This window comes from Arthrobacter sp. SD1074B (genome assembly GCF_056780195.1).
In genome coordinates this window covers 706,264-721,419 of the sequence record NZ_JBRAZT010000001.1, presented here as the reverse complement: position 1 = coordinate 721,419, position 15,156 = coordinate 706,264, and the positions used below count along the sequence as shown (strand labels likewise).

Annotated in this window: 18 protein-coding genes; all 18 read right to left on the bottom strand. The window is 69.0% G+C overall.

Features of this window, described 5'->3' with window-relative positions; all coding sequences use genetic code 11:
* Positions 1 to 35: 35 nt before the first annotated feature.
* Positions 36 to 656 (bottom strand): flagellar biosynthetic protein FliO, encoded by a 621-nt coding sequence (fliO, locus tag ACUYM2_RS03545; RefSeq protein WP_481598822.1) that lies wholly within the window; start codon positions 654 to 656, stop codon positions 36 to 38.
* A complete protein-coding gene (fliN, locus tag ACUYM2_RS03540) occupies positions 657 to 1,385 on the bottom strand; it encodes a flagellar motor switch protein FliN (RefSeq protein ID WP_481598821.1) in 729 nt (242 codons plus the stop codon). It lies immediately after the preceding gene.
* Positions 1,382 to 2,278, bottom strand: a complete 897-nt coding sequence (locus ACUYM2_RS03535; protein WP_481598820.1) for a flagellar motor switch protein FliM — start codon at positions 2,276 to 2,278, stop codon at positions 1,382 to 1,384. Before ACUYM2_RS03535 ends, fliN begins: the two co-directional genes overlap by 4 nt.
* Before the next feature lie 85 nt (positions 2,279 to 2,363).
* The gene (locus tag ACUYM2_RS03530; protein WP_481598819.1) at positions 2,364 to 3,191 is read right to left on the bottom strand and encodes an OmpA/MotB family protein; all 828 of its coding nucleotides are present in this window, start codon (positions 3,189 to 3,191) and stop codon (positions 2,364 to 2,366) included.
* The gene (locus tag ACUYM2_RS03525; protein ID WP_481598818.1) at positions 3,188 to 4,009 is read right to left on the bottom strand and encodes a motility protein A; all 822 of its coding nucleotides are present in this window, start codon (positions 4,007 to 4,009) and stop codon (positions 3,188 to 3,190) included. The genes ACUYM2_RS03530 and ACUYM2_RS03525 overlap by 4 nt, the downstream gene beginning before the upstream one ends.
* A gap of 2 nt (positions 4,010 to 4,011) precedes the next feature.
* A complete protein-coding gene (locus ACUYM2_RS03520) occupies positions 4,012 to 4,299 on the bottom strand; it encodes a flagellar FlbD family protein (RefSeq protein WP_481598817.1) in 288 nt (95 codons plus the stop codon).
* Between the two features lie 389 nt (positions 4,300 to 4,688).
* The gene (locus tag ACUYM2_RS03515) at positions 4,689 to 5,864 is read right to left on the bottom strand and encodes a flagellar hook protein FlgE (RefSeq protein ID WP_481598816.1); all 1,176 of its coding nucleotides are present in this window, start codon (positions 5,862 to 5,864) and stop codon (positions 4,689 to 4,691) included.
* Positions 5,865 to 5,893: 29 nt separating this feature from the next.
* Entirely contained in the window at positions 5,894 to 6,328 is a 435-nt protein-coding gene (locus tag ACUYM2_RS03510; RefSeq protein WP_481598815.1) for a flagellar hook assembly protein FlgD, read from the bottom strand.
* Between the two features lie 18 nt (positions 6,329 to 6,346).
* Positions 6,347 to 7,330 carry a flagellar hook-length control protein FliK gene (locus tag ACUYM2_RS03505; protein WP_481598814.1) on the bottom strand — a complete coding sequence of 328 codons (984 nt, stop codon included), beginning with the start codon at positions 7,328 to 7,330 and terminating at the stop codon, positions 6,347 to 6,349.
* Positions 7,331 to 8,226: 896 nt separating this feature from the next.
* Positions 8,227 to 8,928, bottom strand: coding sequence for a C40 family peptidase (locus ACUYM2_RS03500; RefSeq protein WP_481598813.1), 702 nt, complete (start codon positions 8,926 to 8,928; stop codon positions 8,227 to 8,229).
* Positions 8,925 to 9,359, bottom strand: coding sequence for a flagellar FliJ family protein (locus ACUYM2_RS03495; protein ID WP_481598812.1), 435 nt, complete (start codon positions 9,357 to 9,359; stop codon positions 8,925 to 8,927). The genes ACUYM2_RS03500 and ACUYM2_RS03495 overlap by 4 nt, the downstream gene beginning before the upstream one ends.
* On the bottom strand, positions 9,356 to 10,684 hold the full coding sequence (locus tag ACUYM2_RS03490; RefSeq protein WP_481598811.1) for a FliI/YscN family ATPase: 1,329 nt from the start codon (positions 10,682 to 10,684) through the stop codon (positions 9,356 to 9,358). Before ACUYM2_RS03490 ends, ACUYM2_RS03495 begins: the two co-directional genes overlap by 4 nt.
* Positions 10,681 to 11,355, bottom strand: a complete 675-nt coding sequence (locus ACUYM2_RS03485) for a FliH/SctL family protein (RefSeq protein ID WP_481598810.1) — start codon at positions 11,353 to 11,355, stop codon at positions 10,681 to 10,683. Before ACUYM2_RS03485 ends, ACUYM2_RS03490 begins: the two co-directional genes overlap by 4 nt.
* Positions 11,345 to 12,361: a flagellar motor switch protein FliG gene (fliG, locus tag ACUYM2_RS03480; RefSeq protein WP_481598809.1), complete on the bottom strand. Its 1,017-nt coding sequence runs from the start codon at positions 12,359 to 12,361 to the stop codon at positions 11,345 to 11,347. Before fliG ends, ACUYM2_RS03485 begins: the two co-directional genes overlap by 11 nt.
* A complete protein-coding gene (fliF, locus tag ACUYM2_RS03475) occupies positions 12,358 to 13,968 on the bottom strand; it encodes a flagellar basal-body MS-ring/collar protein FliF (RefSeq protein WP_481598808.1) in 1,611 nt (536 codons plus the stop codon). Before fliF ends, fliG begins: the two co-directional genes overlap by 4 nt.
* Positions 13,968 to 14,273 carry a flagellar hook-basal body complex protein FliE gene (gene fliE / locus ACUYM2_RS03470; protein WP_481598807.1) on the bottom strand — a complete coding sequence of 102 codons (306 nt, stop codon included), beginning with the start codon at positions 14,271 to 14,273 and terminating at the stop codon, positions 13,968 to 13,970. Before fliE ends, fliF begins: the two co-directional genes overlap by 1 nt.
* Complete coding sequence (locus ACUYM2_RS03465; RefSeq protein ID WP_481598806.1) at positions 14,273 to 14,665, bottom strand: flagellar basal body rod protein FlgC; 393 nt, start codon at positions 14,663 to 14,665, stop codon at positions 14,273 to 14,275. Before ACUYM2_RS03465 ends, fliE begins: the two co-directional genes overlap by 1 nt.
* Positions 14,665 to 15,006, bottom strand: a complete 342-nt coding sequence (locus tag ACUYM2_RS03460; protein ID WP_481598805.1) for a flagellar basal body rod protein FlgB — start codon at positions 15,004 to 15,006, stop codon at positions 14,665 to 14,667. Before ACUYM2_RS03460 ends, ACUYM2_RS03465 begins: the two co-directional genes overlap by 1 nt.
* Positions 15,007 to 15,156 lie beyond the last annotated feature (150 nt).

Sequence of the window (15,156 nt, the reverse complement as noted above, 5' to 3'; positions counted from 1 at the left end):
CGGGACGCGGGCAGGGCGGGCGGTGGCAGGGCGGATCAATTGCGGCGTCCGCTCCTGAGAGCGGCAGCGGCCTGCTTCCAGGTCGACCCAGCCAGAATTGAGCCGTGCAGCGGCGGGTGTGCCGCTGACGCGGACAGGGTCCCGCGCCCCGGGGAGGTCCGGGTGTGGGATTCGCGGTGGATGGAGCTGCGGCGGGACAGCGGCCGCTCCGGTGCGCCCGGCTCGGCGACGGCAGCGGTGGCCGCCCGGCCGGAGGCCACATCGCCGTCGGCGGCCATGGCGCCGCCGGACGCTACGGCGCCGTCGAGGTGCGCGGCGGGAACACCGGCTCCGGCGAGGATCTGTGCGAAGGCGCCGGCGGCGCCGCCGCGGCGGGGCGCCGGAACCGGGTCTTCTGCGGGTTCTTCGGGGATGTCGCCGGTGTGCAGGACGTTGACGGCGTGGTCCGTGACGCCGAGCAGGAAGCGCTGCCCGCCGGCGTCGACCACCACCACGGAGGCCCGCTGGCCGACGCTTTGGCGGCTGACGACGCTCAAGGCGGCGTCAGCCCGGCGTCGTCCCGTGCCTTTGCCGAGGCGGCGCTGCAGCAACCAGATCAGGCCCAGCACCGCGCCCAGGGCTACGGCTACCCGCAGCCCGAGGATCAGCGAGTCCATTCAGCTAAGCCCCTCGGCCACGTCGAGGATCCGGGTGATCCGTACTGCGTAGTCCTGGTCCAGGACCACAACCTCGCCGTGGGCGATCAGCCGGCCGTTGAGCAGGACGTCGGCCGGGGCCCCCGCCGAGCGGTCCAGTTCAATGATTTTGCCTGGCTCGAGCGAAAGCACGTCGCGCACGGACATGCGGGTACGGCCGATCTCCACAGTCAGAGCCATTTCGATGTTGTTGATGCGCCCCAGCCGGCCGGCCACCGTGTCGCCGCCGCCAAAGGCGTCGCCGGAGCGGTCCTGGCCTGTGCCGTGTTCGCGCAGCCGGACGGCGAACCAGGCCGCGGGGCTGGTGCCGTCGGAGAGTTCGAAGACTGCGGTGTCCGGGTCGGAGAGCAGCCCGGAGGCGTCGGATTCGCGCAGGTCGGACAGCACACCGGGGCCGAAGACGGAGCTGGCGCTTTCCATCGCCGGGCGCAGCACATCGGTGACGGAGACGACGCCGAGCTGGCCGCCGGCCATGCCGCCGGCCGCTTCATCCAGGAAGGTACGGTCGCTGAGCATCAGGGCCAGGTCCGCGGTCACGGAACCGACGAAAGTCGCCGTGACGGCCTGGCGGGCGTAAGGGGCCGCGGCGCGGGACGGAACCAGCGCGGCGACCTTCAGGGCCACCGGGCTGGGCAGCTCCTCAACGAGCCGTTCCGCCGACGATTCGTGCTTGGTCAGGGTGGCGCTCATTGGTTGTTCTCCTCGATTGTGACAATTACGGCAGCGGCCCGGGACCCGTTGCGGGCCGGGGCGGCGGTGGCCAGCCTCGTGCCGTCCAGGGTGAGGTCGAACGGCCGGTTTTCCAGATGCGGCAGGGTCAGGACGTCCCCGACCGCGAGGCCCAGCACCTGGCTGGGGGTGACGTACGACGTCGAGAGCCGCACCGAAAGCTCCACCGGGACCCGCTCCAGCTGCGAGCTGATCCGGGCGGCGGCGTCGTCGCGGTTGTCCGTCGGGTTGACCTTCTTCAGCCGGCCCAGCAGGATCCCGGCCGGTACGGCCAAGGTGGCTGGGGCGCTGATATTGCCGACGTTGATCGTGAAGGCGGCGACAATCATCAGTTCGCTGGGCGCTGCGGCCTGGGCGAACTGGGAGTTGTACTGGACGGTGTCCACCCGGACGGTTTCGCTCAGGAGGGGCCCGAGTGAGTAGCCGAGGTCCTCGAGGGCCTCGTCCATCAGTCCCTTGACCAGGGCCTGTTCTATCTGGGTGAATTTCCGGTCCGGCATGGCGGAGTCGTTCGAGGCGCCGAGCATCCGGTTGATCCAGCCCAGGGCGGAGGGGGCCGGGAACTGCACCACCAGCTTGGAATCGTGCGATTCGATGGTGCACAGGACCATAGCGGTCACGGCCGGCAGCGAGGCGGCGTACTCGTCGTAGCTCTGCATCCCGACGTCTTCGAGCCTGACCACCGATTTCACACGTACCTTGGCCGTCAACTGGGTTCCCCACTGGCGGGCGAAGGTTTCGAAGGCGAGTTCCAGGACGCGGCTGTGCTCACGCGCCAGCGTCGCGGGACGCCGGAAGTCATAGACGCTGACGGTCCGCTCCCGTACCACTTCCCGCTCATCCAGAACACTCACGGTTGCCACTATCGGCAGCGGGTCCGCCGGCGTAAGCAGTCGGGGGCAGGCAGTTCCTTCCGACCGCCCGACGGCAGCGGCCCGCCTACTTCTGGCTCAGCTTCAGCGCCTTCGGGATGAGGGCCCGGACGACGTCGGGCTTGTCCGAGATCACCACGATGTCCACCCTGCGGTTACGCTCCATGAGCGCCGGCGTCGAATCATCGTTGACCTGCCGGGCAGAACCGAAGGCCACGGCGCCGATCAGTTTCTGCGGTATTCCGCCGCGGTCCACCATGTGGCGCAGCACGTTGACGGCCCGCGCCGAGGACAGTTCCCAAGTGGAGGGGTACGCCGTGATGCCCTTCGCTGCGTGGCCTTCCACCATGATTTCCAGGGCCGCGGTGCGGAGGATCGGGGAGATGATCTCCAGCACGCGGGACGCCCGGGCCGTCAGTTCGGGCCGGTCGGGGGCGAAGAAGGCCTGCGAGCCGACCAGCTTGACCGTCAGCCCGCGCTGGTCGATCTGGAACTCGACGTTCTGGCTCAACCCGGCGGCTGCCAGGCCGGCCTTCATCTTCTGCTCCAGGGCCTTCAGCCGGTCGACTTCCTTCTTGGCCGCGGCGAGGGCCGAGTCCTGGGCCTTCTTGTCTTCCGACTGGACGGCGGCAAAGGCCTCAAGGTCCTTGTTGACAAATTCGGGCGGGACCACCGTACCCGAGGCGGTGTCCACGGTCTCGGAGGCAACCGCCCCGAACCCCGTGGCGAGCGAGTTGCGCAGCTTCTCGAACTTGTTCGCATCGACCGTGGACATGGCGTAGAGGACGATGAAGAGGCACATGAGCACTGTGACCATGTCCATGTAGGAGGCCATCCAGCGCTCGTCGACGTGGTGGGCTTCGGGTTTCTTGCGCGGCCGCCGGCGTCCGCTCACGCGGCCGTGTCCATCGACTCCGCAGGGCCGTCCCCGCCGGGCGCCTTGCGGCCCTTGGCGGCGCTCTTGAGCTGGTGCTCGGGGACCATGGACCGGAGCCGTTCGGCGAGCAGCAGCGGCTGGGCGCCGGATTGCACGGCGAGCATTCCCTCCATGATGAGCGTCCTGCGTTCGATATCCAGCTCCGAGAGCCGGGCCAGACGCGCGCTGAACGGCAGCCAGATGAAGTTGGCGGAGAGCAGGCCCCACAGGGTCGCGACGAACGCGGCAGCGATCATGTGCCCCAGCTCATCCGGCTTGGAGAGGTTTTCCAGGACGTGGGTGAGGGACACGACAGTTCCGACGATGCCTACGGTGGGGGCGTAGCCGCCGAGGCTGGCGAAGAACTTCGACGAGGCGTGGTCGCTGCGCGACTTCGTGTCGATCTCGTCCTCCATCTGCATCCGGAGGTCCTCGGCGTCGGTGCCGTCGGCGATGTTCTGCAGGGCACGGGCCAGGAAGGGATCCTTGACGCTTGCCGCCTCCTCCTCGAGTGAGAGCAGGCCCTCGGCGCGCGCCTTTTCCGCGAAGCGGACCATCTGGTCGATGCTTTCCTGCGGCTTTGACGTCTTTCCCATGAACATTGCCGGCACGGATTTGAAGGCCTGGATGACGTCCTTGAGGGTGTTGCCGGCCAGCCCGATCGCCAGGGTGGCTCCGAAGACCAGGATCAGGGGCCCGGGCAGCAGCAGGGCGGTGATGCTGCCGCCTTCAATGAGCACCATGGCGATGACGGAGCCAAAGGCGAGGAGGAGTCCGACGGCTGTTGCGGGATCCATGGTTACTTCCTTGGTGGTTCAGGTGCAGTGGTGCCGGCGTCGTCGTCCGGTCCCGCCGGCGGGACCAGGCTCAGCGGGAAGCCGGTGACCACGGGAAAGTCCCGAGCCTTGCTCAGGACGTAGGCGCGGTAGTCGGCAATCAGTTCCACCACCTCGGCGAGGCTTTCGAGCACAACGTAGGCGGCGCCGTCGAGCGTTATCAGGTGGGTGTCCGGGCTCTCGTGGATCCGTTCAATCAGGTCCGGATTGACCGCGAAGCGCGTTCCGTTCAGGCGAGTAACAACGATCATGGGCCGATTCTGCTCTGGGGACTGCCTGGCGGTGCGGCCAAGCGGCGGGAAAGGGGTGTTCTCCCCTTACTGTCGGCCGCACCCGCAGTTTCGTTAGGCGTGGCCCGGACACGCGAAAAGGGTCCGGAGACGACGGCGGCACGAATTTCGCTACGGCAACGGACACCGGCGGCGGAACCGGACCTGCGCCCCCCGGATCCGAGCAGCGTCCGTCCGACCGCGCCGCGCTTTTCCAAAACCGGTGCGAAAAAGCAGCCATGCCGCGGCATGGCGGGCACCGTGTTTGCCGGCGAACGGGCGCATCCGAGGGGACAGCCCGGGCCTCGGTGCGGGATGAGGCCCGTAGCTGTCCCCTGCGCCTCGCCGACGCCCGTGGACTTGGGGTGCGGTTAGCGCTTGAGGTTGCCTAGCTCCTGCAGGACCTCGTCGGATGTGGTGATGATGCGGGCATTGGCCTGGAAGCCGCGCTGGGCGACGATCAGGTTCGTGAACTCCTGGGACAAGTCCACGTTGGACATTTCCAGGGAGCCGCCGGCAAGGGTGCCGATGCCGGGGTCGCCTGCCGCGCCCAGCTGGACGTTGCCGGAGTTGGCGGTGGCGACGTAGGAGGAGCCGCCTGCCTTCTCCAGACCCGCGGCGTTGGTGAACTTGGCCAGCGCGATTTTGGCGAGCACCTGCTTGGTGCCGTTGCTGAAGGATCCGATCAGGGACCCATCGTTGCCGAGCGTGAAGGACTCCAGCTTGCCCACGGGGGCGCCGTTCTGGCCGGCAACAGTCAGCGAGCTCATGCCCGAGTAGGCCGAGACCTGGCCCACGTCAAGGGTCTTGCCGCCGACGGTCAGAGTACTCGGAGTAGCGGGGGTGGTCAGTTTCCCGTCGGTGAAGTTCATGGTGCCTTCAAAGGGGGCTCCCCCGGTGCTGGACACACCCCAGGAAGTAGCAGTCTGCTTCACGAACGTAAGGGTCAGTTGGCTGTCCTTGCCGGTGGCGTCGTAAACCTTGACCATGCGGTCAAGCCTGTCTCCGACCGCGGCTTCGCCGGGCAGGTTCCCGTCCAGGGTCACCGTGGTGGTGGGGGTCGCGATCATGGTGTTCGGGTTGAGGGTGATGTCGCCGATCGCGCCGGCCTGGTCCACTTTGCCGGCGTTGGCCGTCCAGCCCTGCAGGATGCCGCCGTCGGGGCTAACCAACTGGCTGGCGGCGTCGAAAGTCATGGATCCGGCGCGGGTGAACAGCTGCTGGCCGCCCTTGCTGGTGACGAAGAAGCCCTCGCCGGAGATCATCATGTCCGTGGCGCGGCCGGTGCTCTGCGAGGAGCCCTGGGCAAAGTTGGTGCTCACGCCGGCGACACGGACGCCGAGGCCGATCTGCGCCGGGTTGCTGCCGCCGGACTCCCCCTGCGGCGCGGAGGCGCCCTGGGTCATCTGTGACAGGGTGTCCTGGAACTGCGTGGAGGACGCCTTGAAGCCCGCCGTGTTGACGTTGGCGATGTTGTTGCCGGTGACATCCAGCATGGTCTGGTGGGCACGAAGGCCGGAGATTCCGGAGTACAGCGAGCGGAGCATGGGAACTGCCTTTCTACGGGAGGAACTGGTTAGGACGCGGCCGGCGCGGTGAGGCCGCTGATGGAGTCGAGGGGGATGGACAGGTCGCCGACCTTGACGGTTGGCACCGTGCCGGCAAAGGACACTGAGCTGGCGAGCCCGGTACCGGTGGTGCCGTCGGCGAGGGTGTAGTCGACGGAGTGGCCGATCAGCTGGGCTGCGGCCGAGCGCATCTGGAGGGAGAAACCCTCCTTGCTGTTGGAAGTCAGTTCGGTCATTTTTTCCATCATGGAGAGCTGGATGGTCTGGGCCATCATCTGGTTGGTGTCCATGGGGGCGCTGGGGTTCTGGTTCTTGAGCTGGGCCACGAGGAGGGTCATGAACACGTTGGCGTCCATGGACTGCACGGGCGCCCGGACGGCAGCAGCCTCCGGGGTCGTCCCCGCGGCCGTGATCGGCTGGGGGGCGATGGGCTGGATGGTCATGGGTCGGGTTCCTTCGTGTCAGACAAGTATGTCGAGGGTGGTTTGAGCGCCGTTCAGGATCCTGGCGGTGCGCAGCGAGGCTTCGTCCGCGAGGGCGTCCCAGCGGTGTCCCGGCCGGGATTCGCCGGGTCCGTTCCGGCCCCCTGTTCCCGGGCCGCCGCCGCCGGTTTGGGAGGCTTCGCGTCCTCCGGTTCCCTGACCTGCGGCCTGCCCCGCGTCCCGGCCCCCGCCGGCCGGCCCGCTGTGGTCCGAAACGTCGAGGCTGGCGCCGAAGCCGGCGTCGGCGAGTTCCTTGCGCAGTTCGGGGAGGATCCCGCGCAGGGCCTCCCGGCCGGTGTCCCCGGGCGCGAACAGTTCGATCCGCACGCCGGCTCCGTCGATGTGGGCGCGCACGGTCAGCGGTCCCAGGTCCTCCGGGCTGACCTTCAAGGTCATGATGTGCTGGCCGTGCGGCGCCCCGGCGAGGGTGAATAGCGGCTTGGCCAGTTGCGGCTGGAGGGCGGGCTGCTGGGCCGGCGTCGGAACCGGAGCCTGCGCCGCTGGCGCTGGTGTGCCGGATACCGGACCGGGCGCGGACGGGGTCACCGCTGCCGCGCCGGCGGCGCCGGCCGCAGCCGCGCTGTCGGTGGGGACGGCGGCAGCGGGCGCGCGGTCCGCGGGGGCGGCGGCAGTGGTGCCGCGCACAGTTCCCGTTCCGACGACGACGCCGGCCGCCACCACGCCGGCGGGCGTGGCGGTCGCCGTGCTGGCCGTGTTGAAAGTTCCGGGCATGACGAGCCGGGGCATCGAGGGAGTCGTACCCGGGCCGGCCTTTTCACCTGCCGTTGTTTTGGCCGGGTCGGCGGCGGCGCCTGCGGTCTGAACCGCGGTCGGCACCGGGCTGGCTTCCGCCCGCACGGCAGGCCGCAGCGGCACGGCTGCCGCCGACATCACCGGCGTGGAGGCAGCCTGCTCGGCAGGGACGGCGCTGGAGGCAACTGCGCTGCCCGGCAGTGTAACCATTTGATTCGCAGTTGCAGCGACCGGCTCCGGGCGGGGGACGTCATGTGACTGCGCGAGTGGGAGGCCCGAATTCTTGGCGACCCCTGCCACTGTTACTGCCTGGCCGGTACCCGCCTCCGCTTTGACGACGTCCGCTACGGCAGCAGCGGGAGGATGATTCACGCCCGGCACTCCCAAGGCGCCGGGATTGAGCCAGCCCAAGGCAGAGACGGCGCTGGCGGTGGAGTCGGAAGCCGACGCCGGCAGGTCTTCCGCCGGCGCGTCGGTCGGTGCGGTCGCGGGGCCCGGACCCTGGGTCGCGACCGTCGTCATTGCCGCGGCACCGTTTTCGGTGGCCGATGCGGCGTTTAAGGGAGCGACCGGGCCGGAAGACACCAAACCTGAGGGAGCGACCGGACCGGAAGACACCGAAACTGAGGGAACGACCAGACCGGAAGACACCGAACCTGAGGGAGCAACCGGACCGGAAGACACCGAAACTGAGGGAACGACCAGACCGGAAGACACCGAACCTGAGGGAACGACCAGACCGGAAGACACCGAACCTGAGGGAACGACCGGACCGGAAGACACCACACCTGAGGGAACGACCAGACCGGAAGACACCACACCTGAGGGAGCGACCGGACCGGAAGACACCACACCTGAGGGAACGACCGGACCGGAAGACACCAAACCTGAGGGAACGACCGGACCGGAAGACACCAAACCTGAGGGAACGATGGGCGCGGCGGCGGAGGCCGCCTCCTGGCTCACGGCGTCGCTCAGCACGGACCCAAACGCACCGGCGTCGGACGATCCGCCCTCGGTGCTGGTACGGCTCCCCTGCTGGGCACCGCGGGCCTGCACCGGCACCGCGGCAAGCGCCGACGCCAGGTCCATCGAAGCCGCGCCCTTCACGAGCCACCTCCGGCCGGGACGATCCGGCGGATCGAGGTCAGGTTGGACTGCTGTTCCCAGGCGTCGCGGATCTGGATGGTCTTGCCCGGCACCGGCGCGTCAATGGCTTTGCCGTTGCCGAGGTAGATGGAAATGTGGTTCCCGCCGAAACTGATCAGCAGGTCGCCCGGTTTGGCCTCGGCGAGGGACGCCACCGGGGTGCCTTGCTTCATCTGGTCGCTCACGACGCGGGGAAGCTCGACGCCGAGGTCCTTGAAGACCCGCTGGGTGAAGCCGGAGCAGTCCATCCCGGTGGCCGGGTTGGTGCCGCCCCAGACGTAAGGCACGCCAATGTATTTCTTAGCCATCGCCACCACGTCCGTACCGGTCGCGGTTCCGGCCCCAACCCGAACCGGGGTGGTGACGGCGGCCGGCGCGGTGAGCCCGGTCAACGCCCCGAGTCCCGCGGAGCCGCCCAGTCCCAGGCCACCGGACAGCCCGGTGGTGTCCGCGCCGGCGGTTGCGGCGCTGCCGCCGAGGGCCGCGGTGAGCGCGTCGGTGAAGGAGCCGGCGTCGCCGGTTCCGGTCCCGGTGGCAAGGGATGTCGCAGCGGCGGACTTCAGCGCCGCTGCGGTGCTTTCGGTCTGCGCTGGGCGGGTCAGTTCAGCGATCATCGACTGGATGCCCTGCATGCGGCCCAGCGCCTCGGTCAGGCTCATGAGCGCACCTGCTGTTCGTCCCGGTGCCAGATCGTCGAGGAAATCTCGTCCAGCGCGGACTGTTCGGCACTCAGCTCCGCGGCGTTCACTTCGGCTTGGTGGCGGGCCTGCAGCTTTTCCAGGCCGACGGAGCGGGTGCGCGCGGCGATGAATTCCTCGCGTGCGGTGGCCTCGTCGGTCTCGGCGACGCGGGCGAGGTTCTGCAGGTCCGCGAGCATGCTGTGGGACGCCGAACGGGACGCGGCGACAGCACGCAGAGATGCCGAGCTGACAATGTCCTCGTCCGAGGCGCCCAACTGCCGGCGGGCGGACGCTTCCCGGGCGCGGACGGAGCTGGACCGGGAACGGGCGCTGGCCAGCCCGGAGGCGGCCTGGTCCTGCTGGATCTGGCGGAGGCGCAGCAGCCCCGCGAGCGAGAATTGCCGGTTCATGCCGCGGCTCCCAGGATTGAAGTGAGGTGGTCCAGCTGACGCCAGGACTCGGGGTGGGGGGTGGACTCGTCCATCGGCTGCTGCAGGAACCCGCTAACGGATTCCTCATGCGCCAGGGCGGCATCCACCAACGGGTTGGTCCCGGCCTGGTAGGCGCCGACGTCGATCAGGTCCTGGGCGCCCTTGCGGGCCGCGAGGACACGGCGCAGCGCGGAGGCCGCGTCGAGGTGGTGCCGGGCGTTGACCTTGGAGGCTACGCGCGAGACGGAGCCCAGCACGTCCACGGACGGGAAATGCCCCGTCACGGCGAGTTTGCGGTCCAGCACCACGTGGCCGTCGAGGATGGACCGGGCGGCGTCCGCGATCGGTTCGTTGTGGTCGTCGCCGTCCACCAGCACGGTGTAGATGCCGGTCACCGAGCCGGTTTCGGCGGTGCCGGCGCGTTCCAGCAGCCGCGCCAGGATGGAGAAGGTCGAGGGCGGGTAGCCGCGGGTGGCGGGCGGTTCGCCGGCGGAGAGACCGATCTCGCGTTGGGCCATGGCCACCCGGGTCAGGGAATCCATCATGAGCACTACGTCCTGGCCCTGGTCGCGGAAGGATTCGGCGATCCGGGTGGCGGTGAACGCGGCGCGCATGCGCATCAGCGCCGGTTCGTCGGAGGTGGCGACCACGACGACGGAGCGGGCCAGCCCGGCCGGGCCGAGGTCGTCTTCCAGGAATTCGCGGACTTCACGGCCGCGTTCCCCCACGAGGGCGATCACCGACACTTCGGCGTCGGTGCCCCGGGCGATCATGGACAGCAGCGAGGATTTGCCGACGCCGGAGCCGGCGAACAGGCCCATGCGCTGGCCCTTGCCCAGGGTGGTCATGGTGTCCAGCACCCGGACGCCGGTTTGCAGCGCGGTGTTGATCCGGGCACGTTTCATGGCGTTCGGCGCTTCGTTATCGATCGACACGCGGGGGCCGCTGAGCAGCGGGCCCTTGCCGTCGATCGGGCGGCCGAGGCCGTCGATGACGCGGCCGAAGAGGCCCGCACCCGTGGGGACCAGCACGGTGCCGCCCTTGGCCCGGACGGGGTCGCCGGCGGCGACGCCGGCGAGTCGTCCCAGCGGCATGCAGCGGACGGCGCCGTCGAGTGCGGCCACTACCTCGGCGTCGAGCCCGGGGTTCTCCCCCACAGTGACCAGGTCGCCGAGCGCGCAGTCCAGTCCGGACACTTCAAGGCCCAGGCCCATGACGGAGGTGACGGTGCCGACGCGCTGCGGCGCGGCCGCGGCGAGTGCTGCGGCGAAGTCCTCACCCTTGGGGCGCCACTGGGCGATCATGCCCGGCCGCCGGAAAGGTTGTCAGCGGCGGCCCACTGCTGGTCCCCCAGAAGGGCGGCCTTGGCCCGGGCCAGGGCGCTGCCGAGGCTGGCGTCCAGCCAGCCTTGCTGGTACTCCACCTTCGCGTCGCCGCGCAGCAGCGACGCGTCGGCGAGCAGGGGCAGGCCGGCCGGGGTGTCCTGGCCTTCCTTGGCGAGGACCTCGATGTCGGCGGGGTGCAGCCGGATGGCCAGTACGGTGGCGGCGTCGTTTCCGGACAGGGCGCGGCTGAGGGCGGCGCGCGCGGTCCGGGTGCCTTCGGCCAGCTCATAGCCAAGGATGGCTTCGGCTAGCTCCAGCGCGGTACGGGCCAGGACTTCCTCGGCGTCGTGCAGGGCCTGGACGTTGCGGTGCGCGAAGTCGGCGCGGGCCACCGCGAGCGCGCGGACGGCGCGGTCCAGGTCTTGTTGCCCGGCGGCGAGCGCGGCGGCCTGCTCGGCAGCCATCCGGTCGCGCCAGCGGCGCTGTTCCTTGGCGGCGGCGCGGACTCCTGCGGCGTAGCCGGCGGCGTGGCCCTCGGTGTAGCCGGCCTGCTCCTTGGCCGGTCCGCTGGAGCGCAGCGAGGGGAAGACGATGCGGGCAGGGGCGCTCTCGGCGGCGGCCCCGCCGGTGCGCGCCCCGTCAGTAAACATAGTCTTCTTCGTCCCCGCGCTGGATGGTGATCTGGCCTTCGGCATCGAGTTCGCGGATGGAGCGGACGACGGCGGCCCGCGCCTCCTCGATCTGCGAGGCGCGCAGCGGTCCCAGCGCCGCGATTTCCGATTCGAGGATTTCCAGGTTGCGTCCGGAAACGTTGGTGGTGATGGTTTCCAGGACCGGTTCCGAGGCGCCCTTCATGGCCACGGCAAGCACGGAGGCGTCCAGGCCGCGGAGCACCAGCTGCACGTCGCGGCGTTCCAGCTTGACGATGTCCTCGAAGGTGACCATCTGGGCGCGGATTTCCACGGCGAGGTCCGGGTCCAGCAGATCCAGGCCGTCCAGGACGGACCGTTCGGTGCCTGCGTCGGTGCGGTTGATGATTTCCAGCAGCGGCGCGATGCCGCCCACCACCTTGGAGGCCTGCTGCGAAACGGCCGCGCCACCGCGCAGTTTCAGCGTGTCGGCGACGATGCCGATGGCTTCCGGCGCGCCGGAGCCCATCGTGGCGATGCTGAGCGCGACGTCGGCCCGGAGCGTGCCGGGCAGTCCGGACATCACGGCGGAGGCCTTGCGCGGGCTCAGGTGGGCCAGGACCAGCGCGATGGTCTGCGGAAGTTCGCCGTCGATCAGTGCGAGGATCTGCACCGGTTCAATGTCTTCGAGGAATTCGAACGACCTGCCGGCCATGTTGACGGTCAGCCGGTTGATCAGGCCGGCGGCCTTCTCGGACCCGAAGGAGGCCTCAAGCAAGCCCTCGGCGAGCTCGCGGCCGCCGCGTGCCTGCCGCGGGCCGCTGAGGGCGGCCTCGTGGAAGTCCTTCATGATCTGTTCGGCGACTTCCGGGTCGACCTTGCGGAGCCGGACGATCTCGGCGGCGATTTCTTCGGCCTCCGTGTCCGTGAACTGTGCCATCACCTTGGCCGCGTTGGGCGGGCTCATCTGCATCAGGACGACGGCGGCGCGCTGGGTCCCGGTGAAGGTCGAGTCGGCGAGTTTCATACGGGCTGCCTGTCATCCATCAGGCCGCGGAGGTAGTCGGCTGCCTTTTCCGGGTTGGCGGCGACCATGTTGTCGATCTCCTGCATGCGGCGTTCGGCTTCGAGGACCTCCATCGGCGGTGTCGGCAGCGGCTGCAGCGGCAGGGCCGTCAGCGGGATGGCCGACGTCGCGGGCGCGGGGTCGAAGGCGGTGACCGCGGGGATCGGGGGCAGCATGTCCAGCCGTTCGCCCAGGTCCACGGGTTCACGCTTCTGCCGGCGGCGCAGGATGACGATGATGATCAGGGCGAGGATCAGGAGTCCGAGCAGGATGCTGCCGGCGGTGACCAGGGTGCTGAAGAAGGCCTGCTGCTTCTGCGCCTCGAGCTCGGCCTTGGCCGCTTCGAGGGAGGCGTTGGCCTGGTCCGCGGCAGCCGTGCTGAACGGGATGACTTCAACCGTGACGATGTCGCCCCGGGCCTTGTCGACGCCGGCGGCGGAGGTCACCAGCGATGTCAGCGAGCCGATGTTCAGGCCGCCCGCGGCGGACTGGCTGACGGCCACCGAAATGGTCTGGCGCTTGACGGCGCCCGGCGGGATCACCCGGTCCTCGGTGACTTTGTTGACGGCGTTGTTCTTGGTCGCGGTGGTGGAGTCGAAGCTGCCGTTGCCGCTGGTGTCACCGGGAACCGCGATGTTGTCCGGCCCGAGGACGCCGGCGGCGCCTCCGCCGGTGCCGCTGTACTTTTCCGTCTTGGAGGATTCGCTCAGCGGCAGCGCGCCGGGGGTGTTGGAGAACGTCTCGCTCTTTTGCTGGGCGGACTCGCCGGTGATGTCCGCGGCGACCGCCACGGTGGAGTTGCCGGGACCGACCACGCGGTCGAGGACGGCGCGGACGGCGTCGCCGGTGCGCTGCTGGTAGTCGGAGGCCTGCTTGGAGGAGGACCCTGCGGCCCCGCCGCCTACCGTGGAGAGTACGTTGCCCTGGGAGTCGACCACGGAGACGTTGGCGGGCTTGAGGTTCTCGATCGCGGCGGAGGTGAGGTGCACGATGGCCTGGACCTTGTCGCCGGAGAGCGTGACGCCCGGGGCGGTCTCCACGAAAACGGAGGCGGTGGTGTCCGGGGTCTTGGAGACGAAGACGGTCTTTTCCGGAATCGCGAGCCGGACGGCGGCGGTCTTCACGCCGTCCATGGCGGAGATGGTGCTGGCCAGTTCGCCTTCGAGAGCGCGCTTGTAGGTGACGGACTGCTGGAACTCGGAGGAGGTGACGCCCATCTTGTCCAACAGGGAGTAGCCCGTGGCTGCTGCGGTCGGGAGGCCGGCGGCGGCGGCCTTCAGGCGCTCGTCGTAGACCTTGTCCTGCGGCACGAGGATGGTGGAGCCGCCGTCGCTGAGTTCGTAGGGAACGTTGTCCTTGCGCAGCTGCTCCACGATGCCGTTGGCGTCGGTGTCTTTGAGGCCGGAGAACAGCGGCGCCAGGGTGGGGCGGGTGAGCCAGGCGGAGAGGGCCACAATGCCGACCACCAGGAGGGCGGCGCCGATGACGGCGAGGGTGCGTTGGCCGGTGGTGAAGCCTTTGAGACCGGCGCCGAAGCGCTGGAAGAAGACGGTAATCTGCGGAGGCATCAGGCCTGCATCCTCATGATCTCGTTGAACGCGTCAACGCCCTTGTTCCGGACCGTGGCCACGAGCTCGAGCGTGATCTGGGCGCGGCTCGCAGCGATGGTGGCGTTGTGGATGTCGTCCAGGTTGCCGGTCACGGCGGAGACGGCGAGCTGCTTCGACGTCGACTGCAGCTGCTGGAGGTTGTCAACGGCGCCGGTGAGGGAAGAAGCGAATCCGGAGCCGTCCGTTGCGGGCACCGAGGCTGCGCCGGCGAGGTAGTCCGTGGGAAGGGCACCCTGGACCGGGGCGATAGGGGGAACAGGCATCAGGATCTTCCAATCTCAAGGGCGGCCTGGTAGGTCTCGCGGGCGCGGTCCACGACCTGGGCGTTGGCCTGGTAGCCGCGCTGGGCGATGATCAGAGCGCCCATCTGCTCGGCCATGTCGATGTCCGGGTATTTGACGTTGCCGTTGGCGTCGGCGAGGGGGTGGTCCGGCTGGTAGACGATGCGCCCGGTGGCGTCGCCCAGCTGGGTCGCTTTGACGTACACGCCGGTCCCCTCGGCGCCTTCGGCTGCTTCGACGTACTTGGCGCGGAACGCGGGGCCGGACGTTGCGGAGGCGTTGTTCATATTGGCCAGGTTGTCTGAGACGGCGTCGAGCCACTTGCGGTGCACGGTCAGGGCGGATCCGGCGATGCCGATTGCGTCGAAAGTCATCAGTTGGTCCTCATCGCGGAGCGCACGGCGTTGAATTCCCCACCGATGGCACGGGCGGCGAACTGGAAGCGCAGCACCGTGTCGATGTTGGAGAGGGTCTCCGTATCCAGGTTGACGTTGTTGCCGTTGAGCTGGGTCGGCTCGAGCGAGGACGCTGTTGTGGCCTCGGCATGGCCGTCCCCGGACTGCACCGACGCGGCAAGGGCAGCTTCAAAGCTGACGCGCTTGGCGTGGTAATTGGGGGTGTTGACGTTCGCGATGTTGTTCGCGATGGCGCGTTGGCGCAGGGCCAGCCCGTCCATGGCGCTGGCCAGGGCTGCGGAAGTCACGGATTCGAGCACAGAGTCCTGCCTGGGAAATTGTGGGGTGGCCGATCCGTGGCCGGTAATTGAGCGATCCGTGCTCTTATCTGTGGTTATCGGCACACTTCAGCGCCGCGTTAGCAAAAACGTGAAAGGTTTGTTCGGGTTCTTTCCCGCGCCCCGACGGCG

What these genes read in the sequence shown, in the direction of transcription:
- fliO (WP_481598822.1), bottom strand. Translation starts at nt 656, where the DNA reads ATGGACTCGCTGATCCTCGGGCTGCGGGTAGCCGTAGCCCTGGGCGCG.
- fliN (WP_481598821.1), bottom strand. Translation starts at nt 1,385, where the DNA reads ATGAGCGCCACCCTGACCAAGCACGAATCGTCGGCGGAACGGCTCGTT.
- ACUYM2_RS03525 (WP_481598818.1), bottom strand. Translation starts at nt 4,009, where the DNA reads ATGGATCCCGCAACAGCCGTCGGACTCCTCCTCGCCTTTGGCTCCGTC.
- ACUYM2_RS03520 (WP_481598817.1), bottom strand. Translation starts at nt 4,299, where the DNA reads ATGATCGTTGTTACTCGCCTGAACGGAACGCGCTTCGCGGTCAATCCG.
- ACUYM2_RS03515 (WP_481598816.1), bottom strand. Translation starts at nt 5,864, where the DNA reads ATGCTCCGCTCGCTGTACTCCGGAATCTCCGGCCTTCGTGCCCACCAG.
- ACUYM2_RS03510 (WP_481598815.1), bottom strand. Translation starts at nt 6,328, where the DNA reads ATGACCATCCAGCCCATCGCCCCCCAGCCGATCACGGCCGCGGGGACG.
- ACUYM2_RS03505 (WP_481598814.1), bottom strand. Translation starts at nt 7,330, where the DNA reads ATGGTTACACTGCCGGGCAGCGCAGTTGCCTCCAGCGCCGTCCCTGCC.
- ACUYM2_RS03500 (WP_481598813.1), bottom strand. Translation starts at nt 8,928, where the DNA reads ATGAGCCTGACCGAGGCGCTGGGCCGCATGCAGGGCATCCAGTCGATG.
- ACUYM2_RS03495 (WP_481598812.1), bottom strand. Translation starts at nt 9,359, where the DNA reads ATGAACCGGCAATTCTCGCTCGCGGGGCTGCTGCGCCTCCGCCAGATC.
- ACUYM2_RS03490 (WP_481598811.1), bottom strand. Translation starts at nt 10,684, where the DNA reads ATGATCGCCCAGTGGCGCCCCAAGGGTGAGGACTTCGCCGCAGCACTC.
- ACUYM2_RS03485 (WP_481598810.1), bottom strand. Translation starts at nt 11,355, where the DNA reads ATGTTTACTGACGGGGCGCGCACCGGCGGGGCCGCCGCCGAGAGCGCC.
- fliG (WP_481598809.1), bottom strand. Translation starts at nt 12,361, where the DNA reads ATGAAACTCGCCGACTCGACCTTCACCGGGACCCAGCGCGCCGCCGTC.
- fliF (WP_481598808.1), bottom strand. Translation starts at nt 13,968, where the DNA reads ATGCCTCCGCAGATTACCGTCTTCTTCCAGCGCTTCGGCGCCGGTCTC.
- fliE (WP_481598807.1), bottom strand. Translation starts at nt 14,273, where the DNA reads ATGCCTGTTCCCCCTATCGCCCCGGTCCAGGGTGCCCTTCCCACGGAC.
- ACUYM2_RS03465 (WP_481598806.1), bottom strand. Translation starts at nt 14,665, where the DNA reads ATGACTTTCGACGCAATCGGCATCGCCGGATCCGCCCTGACCGTGCAC.